The sequence below is a fragment of the Enterobacter sp. BWH52 genome (assembly GCF_001037565.1).
Lineage (GTDB): Bacteria > Pseudomonadota > Gammaproteobacteria > Enterobacterales > Enterobacteriaceae > Enterobacter > Enterobacter hormaechei_C.
Genome location: NZ_KQ089854.1, coordinates 1,882,536 through 1,895,305 on the forward strand (window position 1 = coordinate 1,882,536; position 12,770 = coordinate 1,895,305).

Annotated in this window: 11 protein-coding genes and 2 pseudogenes; all 13 read left to right on the top strand. The window is 53.9% G+C overall.

Going from position 1 to position 12,770, the window contains the following annotated elements:
• Positions 1 to 6: 6 nt before the first annotated feature.
• On the top strand, positions 7 to 975 hold the full coding sequence (locus tag SK47_RS08925; protein WP_048243951.1) for a formylglycine-generating enzyme family protein: 969 nt from the start codon (positions 7 to 9) through the stop codon (positions 973 to 975).
• 96 nt (positions 976 to 1,071) lie between these two features.
• Complete coding sequence (locus tag SK47_RS23100) at positions 1,072 to 1,329, top strand: PAAR domain-containing protein (protein ID WP_075262089.1); 258 nt, start codon at positions 1,072 to 1,074, stop codon at positions 1,327 to 1,329.
• 3 nt (positions 1,330 to 1,332) lie between these two features.
• Entirely contained in the window at positions 1,333 to 2,517 is a 1,185-nt protein-coding gene (locus SK47_RS08930) for a hypothetical protein (protein ID WP_048243953.1), read from the top strand.
• 57 nt (positions 2,518 to 2,574) lie between these two features.
• Positions 2,575 to 5,954 (top strand): annotated as a pseudogene (locus tag SK47_RS08935) (ImcF-related family protein).
• Between the two features lie 37 nt (positions 5,955 to 5,991).
• Positions 5,992 to 6,172, top strand: a pseudogene (locus SK47_RS24280) (hypothetical protein); the annotation flags it as partial.
• Between the two features lie 56 nt (positions 6,173 to 6,228).
• Positions 6,229 to 6,969: a hypothetical protein gene (locus SK47_RS08940; RefSeq protein ID WP_048243955.1), complete on the top strand. Its 741-nt coding sequence runs from the start codon at positions 6,229 to 6,231 to the stop codon at positions 6,967 to 6,969.
• 13 nt (positions 6,970 to 6,982) lie between these two features.
• Positions 6,983 to 8,746 (top strand): type VI secretion system baseplate subunit TssF, encoded by a 1,764-nt coding sequence (tssF, locus tag SK47_RS08945; protein WP_048243957.1) that lies wholly within the window; start codon positions 6,983 to 6,985, stop codon positions 8,744 to 8,746.
• Positions 8,701 to 9,795, top strand: a complete 1,095-nt coding sequence (gene tssG, locus SK47_RS08950; protein WP_072202992.1) for a type VI secretion system baseplate subunit TssG — start codon at positions 8,701 to 8,703, stop codon at positions 9,793 to 9,795. Before tssF ends, tssG begins: the two co-directional genes overlap by 46 nt.
• Positions 9,776 to 10,300: a type VI secretion system lipoprotein TssJ gene (gene tssJ, locus SK47_RS08955; RefSeq protein WP_003857655.1), complete on the top strand. Its 525-nt coding sequence runs from the start codon at positions 9,776 to 9,778 to the stop codon at positions 10,298 to 10,300. The genes tssG and tssJ overlap by 20 nt, the downstream gene beginning before the upstream one ends.
• Positions 10,300 to 10,743: a type VI secretion system baseplate subunit TssE gene (tssE, locus tag SK47_RS08960; RefSeq protein WP_003857652.1), complete on the top strand. Its 444-nt coding sequence runs from the start codon at positions 10,300 to 10,302 to the stop codon at positions 10,741 to 10,743. Before tssJ ends, tssE begins: the two co-directional genes overlap by 1 nt.
• A gap of 331 nt (positions 10,744 to 11,074) precedes the next feature.
• Positions 11,075 to 11,470 (top strand): YdcA family protein, encoded by a 396-nt coding sequence (locus SK47_RS24075; protein WP_045339057.1) that lies wholly within the window; start codon positions 11,075 to 11,077, stop codon positions 11,468 to 11,470.
• A gap of 356 nt (positions 11,471 to 11,826) precedes the next feature.
• The gene (gene glgS / locus SK47_RS08965) at positions 11,827 to 12,027 is read left to right on the top strand and encodes a cell surface composition regulator GlgS (RefSeq protein ID WP_022650936.1); all 201 of its coding nucleotides are present in this window, start codon (positions 11,827 to 11,829) and stop codon (positions 12,025 to 12,027) included.
• Positions 12,028 to 12,199: 172 nt separating this feature from the next.
• The gene (locus SK47_RS08970; protein WP_003857647.1) at positions 12,200 to 12,670 is read left to right on the top strand and encodes an Hsp20 family protein; all 471 of its coding nucleotides are present in this window, start codon (positions 12,200 to 12,202) and stop codon (positions 12,668 to 12,670) included.
• Positions 12,671 to 12,770: the final 100 nt, after the last annotated feature.

Sequence of the window (12,770 nt, forward strand, 5' to 3'; positions counted from 1 at the left end):
ACAGTTATGAGGATTTTATACAGAACGGGGGGGATTCTTATTACCGTTTTGTCACTAATCTCCTGCGATCAGCAAAAGCAGTTGGTGCTACCCTCCCCAAAAAGCAGCGCTGAACTCTCTAAATTTGTGGGTGAGATTAAGGCCGAGCTTATCTTTGTACAGGGTGGTGAATTTCTGATGGGAGATTATGGCGAAAAATACGGCCCGGAACATTTACCCTATGATGCAAATCAGCATAGTAAACCATTACATAAAGTCGAGCTGACAAGTTATTCGATAAGTAAGTTTAAAACCAGTAACAAACAGTACCAGTTTTATTTGGCTTATAATAATTTAGCTGGAAGGAATGTTGATTTGAAAACCAGAAATGGACAGCGCTGGCGGGAAAAAAATATGACACCCGATACACCTGCTCATGTCGACTGGTATGAGGCGGAAAAATATTGTCGCTGGCTGTCTACTATTACTGAGTTACCTTTCTCATTACCAACAGAAGCGCAATGGGAATATGCAGCGCGTAGTCGTGGACAATTTGTAATTGTTCCAACCAATGACGGGACCATACGAATTGGAGAAGGAGATAAAAGCAATGTAGCTTCAGAAAAGGATAGCAAACTATATGCAAAAAAAATGGGCACGTCTTTGGGACTCTACTCTCCGTTGCCCGGTGATCTTTATCCACCAAACCCCTTAGGTATATATGACATGGCCGGTAATGGATGGGAGTGGGTAAAGGACTGGTATGATCCTGATTATTATAAATACTCATCAGTAAAAGACCCTCAGGGCCCTGAAAAACCAGTGTTTAAAGATAGTAACGGTAATTACACAAAAGTTATCCGCTCACAGGATTTTTCCGGACCAAGACGCGGCGCAACGATATTCCGCTTCGACTCAGACCCTGCTAATGAGGGATATCTCCCTGGCGACAAAACGGTTCGTTGCGTTGTCAACAGCCCGAAACCGGTCAGATAATACAAGGCATAACTCTCGGATTACGATGAGTCACCACCATAAGATTATTTTGCAAAGGTGTAGCTCATTGTTGTGTTAGTTTATATGGAGACGTATATGCAGTGTGTTATTCGTATCAATGGCAAAACAACACACGGTGATACTGTGCTTGAAGGTAGCTCTGGTGTGAAATTTATGGGCCTGGAAGTCTCTTGTCTTATGGATAAGGTATTTTGCCCTCTACATGGTGAAACATATATTATCGAAGGCGATGAAACTTCAAAGATCAATGGTAAGCCAATAGCTCTGCATGGTCATCGTTGCGGTTGTGGTTGCTCACTAATATCATCATTACCAAATGCAGGAAAACGTTAATTTATGCCTGTTGATCTAAAAAAAATCCCAGCAGAAGAACCTTTGCCAGTTGCTCCGGATAAATTCCGTTGGCTGCTTACGATTGTTCTGTGTGTGATTGCTGGCGCGGTTGTAGTGCTGGCTCTATGGCCTAAGCACCTTTCTACTCGTTCTGAATGGTTTTGGTTTTGTACGTTGATGCTGCCTTTATCCGTTGGATTTATGGGGTATATCATCCGGCTACGCCGCTATGAAAATGAACGAGATCGCGTGCTATGGTGGAACCACTTATATCAAAAACAATATGAAGAACAAATTTTACTGGGACAGAAGGCCGTTGGTGTGCTTGGAATGAGTTACGTCACACCAGTTGCCAGAAATAAACTTGCTGTCGCGCTTTTACAAGGCGGGAGTGGACTTCAGACGCACTATTCACCAGCCATTCAGTCGACGTTAACAACGGCATCAATAATTTTTCCATCAGTAACCTTATTCACTGAAGCAAATTATCAGACTCGACTGGAATCAATATTGGTAAGCGTCATCGGGCAATTGCACGCTGAACTGGTTCAGTTTACTGGTAACCTGTTCGTTCGTATTCATCATGATGGTGTGCTGAACGATGAGCACATCCTCACCATCTGGCGAAAGATTTTCCCAGCGTCATATGCTGTCAATGATATTACTGTTAGTACTGATAATAGTGGGCTGATGTGGCTTGATGGCTGGCTGGACAGGAGGGACGAGGCGCTTGTTCTTTCTGTTGAAATCAATTTATTTCTGCAAGCGCGTAACCAAGAGGCAGAGTCCGTATCAGCGCTGCTGCTGGCCTCTCCGGCATGGCTAACTTGTTATCGTGTAATGCCGCAAATGTGGATACATCGCCCGGTGGTGATCGCAAAAACGGAAGAGGATGTAGCGGATGTTGCACTTTGGGGAAAAATAACAACTGCGGTGCCCTGGTTCTTTTGGCGAGCTCAGGTAAAAGGTAGCGCACTGACTGCGGCTCTTCTTGCAATGGATAAATTGGCATTCTTGTCTGAAAAAAAAGGAGAGATGGTACTGGAGGATACTTTTGGCAGACCGGGGGCGGCGGTAGGAAATATCACGTTAATTTGCGCCTGCGAACATGCAGTGATTTCAGAGCAAACCCAGTGGCTGATGGTTGGTGATGAAACCACACAAATGGTGATTGTCCGTCCGGCTTAATCTTACGCAAAGGATAGTGATGTGAAAAAGAAAAAGCGCCTCAGTACATGGTTAATTATCCTGCTGATAGCGGTTGTGGGGGGATTTCTCATCTGGACTGAAAACCCTTTTGTTCATCAGTTTACCACTGAGAAGAAACTGACAACATCGCTGACAGTGGCAGGGATTTGTATTTTAATTCTGCTCTGCGACGATTTATTTCTCAGGTTGTGGAATTGGTTGATCTCAATAAGTTTTTTGCAGCGGCTGAGGGAATTGTCAGGTAAAAGTCTTCGGCACGAAGACAAACGACTAGTTGATAGGGAAAAATACAGAGAAACGTTAAAAAATATGCGTCTGTATTTGCGTCATAATTATGACCGCGCCTGGCCCCGCAAACTCCGAATCCTGCTTATAACCGGCAGCGCTTCAGATGTCGAACAACTCATCCCAAAACTCACCCAGGAATTCTGGCAGGAAGACCAGGGGACGCTGCTGCTGTGGGGCGGTGACCCGGCAGCACCGGCGGACACTGCCTGGCTTACCGCGCTGCGTAAACTGCGCCGCCGCCCAGTGGATGGCGTGGTGTGGGTGACCTCTGCGTTTGATCGCCTCGCAGGTTCAGATACTGAACTGGCAGCGCCGCTGACTCCTGAATCCATGGACGCCCTGGCACACGCCCTGAAGGGGCGGTATGACGCGCTGGGCTGGAAACTGCCGCTTTACGTCTGGTCGCTGCATCCGCGAGCTGGAGAGCAACTGGGGCGGATTACCCAGCCGGTGGGGTGTCAGCTGTCAGCGGCCTCTAAACCTGAAGCACTGGCCCGCCAGCTAAGCGACCTGATACCGGCCCTCACCGCGCAGGGCGTTCAGCAGATTTGCGACAAACCACAGCAGAGTTTTTTGCTCGCCCTGGCCGACCAGCTGACGCGCGAGCCGGAAACGCTGACCGGCCCCTTATCGGTATTGCTCAACCCGTACCGCCCGCTGCCGATGGCCGGTGTGGTGTTCAGTCCGGCCACGGACGGCGGCGTGCGCAGCGTTGCTCATCACTGGGGCAAAGACAACCGCTGGGATGCCATCCCGGCCTCGGCACAGGCCTTACCGGCAGGTCTGCGCCCGCGTAAACCCGGAATCAGCTGGACGCAGATGGCGGGCGTGAGCGTGGCGGCGCTGATGGTGCTCTGGGTTGTATCCATGGCTGTCTCCTTTGTCGCCAACCGTCACCTGGTGGCGACGGCGCAGGAGCAGGTTCAGCAGTCTGTGGCAGAGAAACAGCCGCTGAGCACGCGTCTGCACGCCCTGTCTGAACTCCAGAAAACTCTTGCCCGTTTACAGTACCGTGGACAACACGGCGTGCCCTGGTACGCACGCGGCGGCTTAAGCCAGAACGATGCCCTGCTGGCGGCGCTGTTTCCGCGTTATGGCGAAAGCGCCTTGCCCCTGCTGCGCGATGCGGCGGCGGAACATCTTGCAAAACAGCTACACGCCTTTGTACAGCTGCCGCCGGACAGCCCGTTACGTGAGCGCATGGCAAAACCGGTTTACGACCGGCTCAGGTTGTACCTGATGCTCTCGCGGCCGGAGAAAATGGATGCGGCCTGGTTTTCCGCCACGCTGATGCGCGAATGGCCACGGCGTGCTGGTGTGGCAAACGGCCTCTGGCAGGGCAGCGGCCCGGCACTGTACGCTTTTTATGCCACGAGCCTGGCGTCACACCCGCAGTGGCGCTTACATGCTGACGATATGCTGGTCAGCCAGACGCGTACGCTGCTGGTTCGCCAGATGGGGGTGCGAAACAGTGAATCCACCCTCTATCAGAAAATGCTCGCGCAGGTGGCGAACCAGTATGCCGATATGCGCCTGACGGACATGACCGGCGACACCGACGCCGCAAGCCTGTTCAGCACCGATGAGGTGGTGCCGGGAATGTTCACCCGTCAGGCGTGGGAGGAGGCGGTACAGCCTGCCATTGATAAGGTGGTGAATGAACGTCGCGAGGAGATGGACTGGGTGCTGAGCGACAGCAGACAGCCCGCCACGCAGCAGACCCCACCGGAAGACCTGAAGCAGCGGCTCACCGCACGTTACTTTGCCGACTTCAGTACCGCCTGGCTCGATTTTCTCAACAGTCTGCGCTGGCAACGGGCAGTGACCCTGTCCGACGCCATTGACCAGCTCACCCTGATGGCGGATGTGCGTCAGTCGCCGCTGGTGGCGCTGATGAACACCCTGAATATCCAGGGGCGAACCGGTGAGACCGGCGAGGCGATATCCGATTCGCTGGTAAATCGGCAAAAAATCTGCTCGGTGGCGATAAACAGCCGGCCATTGACCAGAGCGGCGGCCCGCGCGGCCCGCTGGAGGCGACCTTCGGCCCGGTACTGGCGCTGATTAACAGCCAGCAGAAAGGCGGCGGAAATACCGACCTGAGCCTCCAGACGTTTCTGACTCGGGTCACCCAGGTGCGCCTGCGGCTACAGCAGGTGACCAACGCCGCTGACCCGCAGGCCATGACCCGGCTGCTTGCGCAGACGGTGTTTCAGGGTAAGGCGGTGGATTTAACCGAGACCCGCGACTACGGCAGTCTGGTGGCAGCGGGACTCGGGCAGGAATGGAGTGGTTTCGGGCAGACGATGTTTGTGCGGCCTATGGAGCAGGCCTGGCAGCAGGTACTGACTCCGGCGGCTGAAAGCCTGAATGCACAGTGGCAGACCGCCGTGGTGGATGACTGGAACAACGTTTTTGGCGGGCGGTATCCGTTTAAGGATGTCAGCAGCGAGGTCTCACTGCCGTTGCTGGCCAGATACCTCAACGCTGATTCCGGACGTATCACCCGTTTTCTCCAGACCCGTCTTAACGGCGTGCTGCACAGGGAGGGGAGTCACTGGGTGCCGGACAGCATCAACGCTCAGGGGCTGACCTTCAATCCGGCCTTCCTCAGGGCGGTTGATACCCTGAGCCATATTTCCGATGTGGTGTTCACCCGCGGGGAGGCGGGGTTGTCCTTTGAACTGCGCCCGGGAACGGCGGATGGCATCATGGAGACGCGGCTGGTTATCGACAGCCAGAAGCTGACTTATATGAACCAGATGCCCGCCTGGAAGCGTTTTATCTGGCCTGCGGACACCGAAGCGCCGGGTGCGGCATTAAGCTGGATAAGCACCCAGGCCGGCACCCGGCAGTATGCGGATATGTCCGGGGCGTGGGGCTGGATAAGGCTGCTGGACAAGGCGTCAGTCAGCGCGTATCCCGGCACGGGCAGCAGTTACAGTCTCACGTGGCAGGCGCAGGATGGCAGACCGCTGAACTACACCCTGCGTACCGAGGCGGGGGAGGGCCCGCTGGCCCTGCTGAAGCTGCGAAACTTCAGCCTGCCGTTGCAGATATTCACCGTCAGCGAGCCCGCCGCTGACCCCCTGACCGATGACACCGACCCCACAGAGGAAACGTACTGATGGCATCCGTTCACACACTGATTACAGCCTGCCAGGCCGCGCCATCACGCTCACGCAGTGGGCACCAGAACTGCTGTTTGAGGTCAAAGCCTACCGCCTGAAGCTGCTCCGTATGAAGGGCCGGACGTAATGATACAGATAAAACACGCCTGAATCCGGAGATGGAACATCTGCTGGCGGGGCTGATTGCAACTGACGCTGCCAGAGTCACCGTGTAGTGCGGATAATTAAACAAACGTAACAAAAAAATCATTATCAGGGATATACAACAATCATGCATTTGATTATGAAAATAATATTGTCGGTTATATTTATTCAGCTTTCAGGCTGTACAGCAATTCTTTGGGGAGAAAACAGAGTTGCTGACACAAAGATAAAAGAACGTACTTTGATTTCAGACGAGGTTACCGCTGCGTTTTATTATGAAAATCTCTCTGCTTCGGCTATTCAGGGAAAGACACAGGTCAGGGTAGAAATACCTCGGGATGGTTTCGCTTTCAAGGGTGAAAAAAACATCTATATACTAACGAAAGGCGCGAAAGAGTTATTTGCCCTGGATAAATTATCCACACAGGTAGCGCTGGTTACCGGTTATGTGAAATTTGATGGTTTAAGGCTAAAACTGGATATGCCGCGTGGAAATGATCTTGTCATGCATTTTTCCGATGCGCTTGTACTGCAGGTTAATAAAAGCGACAGCAACCTTACCGCTCAGGATATTGATGACCTTAAAAAAATGGGGTTCTGGAATGAGGGTGGAAGGTATATTAAGCAAATACGCCTCGAAGGGGTAATTATTCCCAGAGATAAGAACGACAGTCTGTTTAATAATAGCGAGAAATTGGTTAAAAAACATAATGTGGAATTTTATTCTACAGAAGACTCAACTCACTTTCATCCTCTGCGACTGGCAACAAACATCGTGTTAACACTCTTCACGGCCGTTGCGGATATTGTATTTTTCCCTATAACACTGCGTGTATTAGGGCTCATCACCCATCCTCCTGTACATTAATAGCCGGAAAATTATGGAAGATTTAACCCTGCGTTATTTTGACGCTGAAATGCGCTACCTGCGCGAGGCGGCGAAAGAGTTCGCGCAGACGCACCCCGACCGGGCGGCAATGCTCGACCTCGACAAAGCCGGCACACCTGACCCGTATGTTGAACGGCTGTTTGAGGGCTTCGCCTTCTCCATGGGACGTCTGCGCGAAAAGATAGATGACGACCTGCCGGAGTTGACCGAAAGTCTGGTGAGTATGCTGTGGCCGCACTACCTGCGTACCATCCCGTCCCTGTCGGTGGTGGCACTGTCCCCGGATGTGCCGGCGATGAAAATGGCGGAAACGTTGTCCGCCGGGCTGGAAATCAGCTCCCGCCCGGTCGGTCCTAAAAACACCATCTGCCGCTACCGCACCACCCGGGATCTGACGCTGAATCCGCTCGCGGTGGAAAAGGTCATTATGACCACGGAGCCTGACGGGCGTTCGCTCCTGCGGGTGCGTTTTGCCTGTAGTACGCAGGCGGACTGGCCGCAGACGGACCTCCGGCATCTGCCGCTGTACCTGGGCGAAGATAGGGTGACGGGCAGCAGCCTGCACCTCTGGCTGACAAAACGCCAGGCGGCGCTGTACATTCGCCTGCCCGGGCAGACGGAGCGGATCGCACTGGACGGTTATTTCTCCCCGGGCGGTTTTGCTGAGGAAGATCGGCTGTGGCCAAAGGGCGACAGCGCCTTCAGCGGTTATCAGTTGCTGCTGGAGTATTTCACCTTCCGCGAAAAGTTTATGTTCGTCCATCTTAACGGGCTGGAAAATATCACGCTTCCGGCGGGTACGGCGTATTTCGATATCGAGGTGGTGTTCAGCCAGGTATGGCAGAGCGATTTACCGGTAACAGACAGCAGCCTGCGCCTGCACTGCGTGCCGGTAATTAACCTGTTCACCCTGGAAGCCGACCCGCTGATCATCAGCGGACTGGAGAGTGAATACCTGCTGCGCCCGAAACGTCTTCAGGACGGGCATACCGAGATTTACTCGGTGGACAGCGTCAACGGCTCCGGGCGTACCGGCGAAGCGCACTATGTGCCGTTCACCAGTTTTCGCCATCAGGGCGGCATGATGCGTCGTCATGCGCCGGAACGATATTACCACACCCGCGTGAAGCGGGGCGTCACCGGGATGCACGATACCTGGCTGATACTGGGCGGCCAGCAGTGGGAAGCTGACCGGATGCTGGAGCGGGAGACAGTCTCGCTGCGCATCACTGGCACCAACGGCCAGTTACCGCGCCGGGCGTTGCAGAGCACGCTGCTGGACCGCTGTGAACAGGTCTATGACACGCCCCTCACCGTGCGTAATCTCTGCAAGCCGACGCTGCCCGCATACCCGCCTGCGGAGGATCGTTTCCACTGGCGGGTGATGAGCCATCTGGGCTCCCGGTTTCTCAATATGATGAGCAGCGCTTTGGTGCTGCGCGGCACGCTCTCGCTCTATAACTGGCGGGACGACGAGCTGAACAACCGTCGCCTCGATGCCATCCTGGATGTCAGGCACCACCGCATTCAGCGCTTTGAGGACGGTTTTTTGCTGCGCGGGCTGGACGTGGAGGTGACGCTCGACAGTAATGGATTTACCGGAGAGGGCGATATCCACCTGTTTGGCGAACTGCTTAACCGTTTTTTCGCCCTGTATGCCGACATGAATCAGTTTAACCAGCTCACGCTGATTGTTCAGCCAGAAGGGAAATGTATCCGGTGGAAAGAGAATCACAGTCCGCGCCTGCCCGGCTGATGGCGCAGGTACGGCACCAGCTGCCGTATATGAATTTTTACCGCTTCTGCCAGCTGCTGGAACAGAGCCTGCCGGAGATGCCGGTGCCCGGCAGCGACTGGCGGGTGCGGCAGGAGCCAGTGCGTTTTCGCCCGCATCCGGGGATGGGGTTTCCGTCCGGTGAAATCCGGGGGATGGAAGACCCGGAACATCCGCACCTGCCGCCGTCGGTGCGCGTCACCTTTATGGGGCTGTACGGCGTGGAGTCGCCGCTGCCGACCCACTACACCGACGATATCGCTCAGCGACGGGAAGGGCACGACGCGACGCAGGATTTTCTGGATATTTTCAGTCACCGGCTGATTACCCAGTATTACCGCATCTGGCGTAAGTATTCGTACCCGGCCACCTTTAAGGCCGGCGGCGCTGACAACACGTCACAATACCTGCTGGGCCTGGCGGGGCTGGGGATACCCGGCTGCGCTCAGGCAGCCGGTACGCCGCTGTCGCGATTTCTGGCGCTGCTGCCGGTGATGATGCTGCCGGGACGGACGGCGGAGGGAATGGGGGCGCTGGTGCGGCTGCTGGCACCGGATACGCGCACGCAGGTTTATCACCATGACCGCTGCCGTATCCCGCTGAAGCAGCCGGTTGCGATGAGTACATGCCAGCCGGTCAGCCTGAAGCACCGGCCGGTGATGGGCACGCATGCCACGGATGTGAACGGCCAGGTGCTGTTGCGCCTGAGCACGGACAACCCGGAAGAGATCCGGGGCTGGCTGCCGGGCGGTGACCTGCACGCTGACCTGATGGCGCTGCTGCACGTGTGGCTGGGCGCGCACCTGGATGTACGTATGCAGTTATGCGTTGCCCGGCATTTGCTGCCGGATGCGCGGCTGTCCTGCAATGCGGAACAGATCGCGCAGGTCGGGCGCACGGCAGTGCTGCGTCCCCTTAATCCGCAACAGAACAGAAACGACATTATCACCATTCACCCTGGACGCTTTCAGCGCGTCCGGGAAAACATTCAGCGAAGGAAAAACGATGAAGATGGCGATTACCGCTGGTAAAGCGCTGGCAATCACTCTGGCGACCCTTTTAACCGGCTGCGGTCTGACGCAGAAAGTGACGGATGGCACCGTCGCCGTCACGAAGTCCATTTTTTACAGACAGGTGAAAACCCTTCACCTGGATATTCAGGCGCGCGAAGGGGTGAACAACAACGCGAAGGGGGCATCGCTGGCAACGGTGGTGCGAATTTACCAGCTTAAAGAGCGTAAGGCGTTTGACAGTACTGATTATCCGTCGCTGTTCGCCAGTGACACTCAGGCCATTAAAGCCGATCTTGTGGCGGAAAAGGATATCCGCCTGCGCCCTGGCGAATCGGTGACGCTGGATATGCCGATGGAAGAGAGCGCGCAGGTTGTGGCGGTGGCGGGGATGTTTATGGCACCGGACCAGGTAAATGATACCTGGCGTATTACCCTGACCCGTGACGACCTTGACCCGGATAAGGCGCGGGTTATCGAAGTCAGTAATAATCGTCTGACGCTGAAACCGCTGGAGGGGGAATGATGCCGCGTCCGTCTCTGTATGACATGCTGTACGGTAACTTCGCCGGCGGGCTTGACCTGCACAGTGTCAGTGAGGAGAACCAGCTGATTTTATCAGTACTCGATAACATGCAGCGCATCCTCAACTGCCGCGCCGGTACGCTGGCTCACCTGCCGGACTACGGTCTGCCGGATATGACAAAAATCCTCCAGGGAATGCCCGGGACCGCCCACCAGCTGATTACCACACTGTCGGCTGTGTTGCTGAAATACGAGCCGCGCCTGAGCCGGATTAATGTGGTGATGCAGGAACAGATTCAGCCCGGTGAACTCCGCTACGCCATTGATGCGGAGCTGAAGGGGGTGGGGCTGGTGCGCTACGGCACGGAGTTTATGCCCGAGGGCAGGGTATTAATCCGTCATCTGAAACAACAGCAGTATCTGGATAATACAGCCCGATTGTGAGCCAATTTTGAAATTCAGCACGTAAAACCACCCCACATCTTTTACCGACATCGCGAGGATGCATATTGCAGAGTTTCGCCTGCGAAAATAACCACTTCATGAAAATTGGGCGAGCAGGCAACATGAACGACCAGATATTTATTTTACCCTGGTCAGAAAAGATACATTAAAGAGTTACTTTTCAATGAGTTATTGTAGAGCTTGTGCTGTAGCGGGTACTGAAATATTAATAATTGATTTCTTCGCCATGAGTCATTGCATTTTATCTGGCGAAAAGGTCAATGGCTGAGGGGATACCCTGAGTATGATGACGTCAATCATGGATACAGATATGAAAATGAGAATTCTCCTTCTTACGGTCAGTGTACTTTTTAACATGCAGGCTGGTGCCGCCCGTGGAAGACAGCCCTGCTCTGGCTCAAAAGGTGGCATAGCACACTGTACATCGGATGGTCGTTTTGTCTGCAATGACGGAAGTCTGAGCCAGTCGAAGCGATTCTGTTCAGGTTATGGTGCCTCCGAACTGCCCCGGCAGGTAAAACCCTCCCCCTCCGCCAGGAAAGCGCAGACGAAAAAGAGAATAGCCGTGAAAGGCCAGGAGCAGCGTGTTGTAGAAAACAATGCGCAGTTCGATACACAACCGCGGCAACCTACATGCGCCCCTCTCTATATGGCCAACAAGCCCGGATTCACCCATTTACCCATTTGTTCAGGTAATCAGTATTAATCCGCCAGTGTAAACGTTCTTTGTCTGTTATTCGAACTGATAAGACGCTTGCAGTTGGAAACCCACCTGAACGCGCTGGGCGACCTGTTACAGCGTCTGGCAGTAAAGCACGCCGTTCGCACCTTCCGGATACGTGGCGAACTTACTGCATGGCAGGCGTTTATGTTTTCTGCATGAGTGATAAAAGGGAGGGAAAATCATGACCTGGGCTGAAGAGTTTTGTCGTTCCTGAAATGTGAACACTGGCAGATGGATGCGCACACATCGCTCAAAAATCGATCTTTTTCAGGCGGATACTGAGATCAGAAAAGCATATGACCTTGAACAGTAACCACAGCGACTGGAGGGATATGCTAATGAAGCGACAAGATATAAACGCATTAAAGAATTTTGATTTTCTGGCACGCAGTTTTGCCCGTATGTACGCCCTGGGCCAGCCAGTTGATATCGATGCCGTGACCGGCAATATGAGTAATAAACAGCAGGCATGGTTCCGGGAGCGATATGACCACTACCGAAAGCAGGCTGAGCGGGCGAGAGTTATAGAACTGCGATGATGTAACGAACAATGGGCTTAACGGCCCGTTGCTTTTTTAGGTTCCAGCTACATTTTTGCAGGCTCCTGAGGTTGAAATATTTTGCGGTAACCACATATAGAAAGCGGGTAAGGAACACCTGCCCATAAGACATGAACTTTTTGAATATTCTTTTTTACTGTTCAGGAGGTACATGATGACTCTCAGAACCTTTCCCGTGTTGAACGATCTCTCCGACTCTCTGTTTGCGGACCGTTTTAACCGTATCGATCGCCTTTTTAGCCAGCTAACCGGCAGTACGCCGTTGCCCTCCACGCCTTCTTACAATATCCGGCGGCTGGGCGATAACCGCTATGAACTGACGCTCAGCGTGCCGGGCTGGAAAGAGAGCGAACTGGAAATTGAAACCGTTGGCGGTCAGCTGAATATCAGCGGTAAACGTGAAGAGGAGAAAACCGAAAACGGCGAAGAAGGGTGGATCCATCGGGGTATCAGCCGCAGCGACTTCCGGGCCAGCTATAGTCTGCCGGAGCATGTGAAAGTGACCGGCGCTTCGCTGGAAAACGGCTTACTGGCAATTGAATTACACCAGGATATCCCGGAAGAAGAGAAACCGCAGCGCATCGCCATCAACAACAACCCGGCGATTGAACATAAGCCGTAATCGTTGACTGACGTTGTTTTCACGCCCGGCAAACGCCGGGCGTTTTGCTAACCTGATGGGGCTTATGCCATTCCGCTTTTCCCGGTACGCGCGGGCTGGA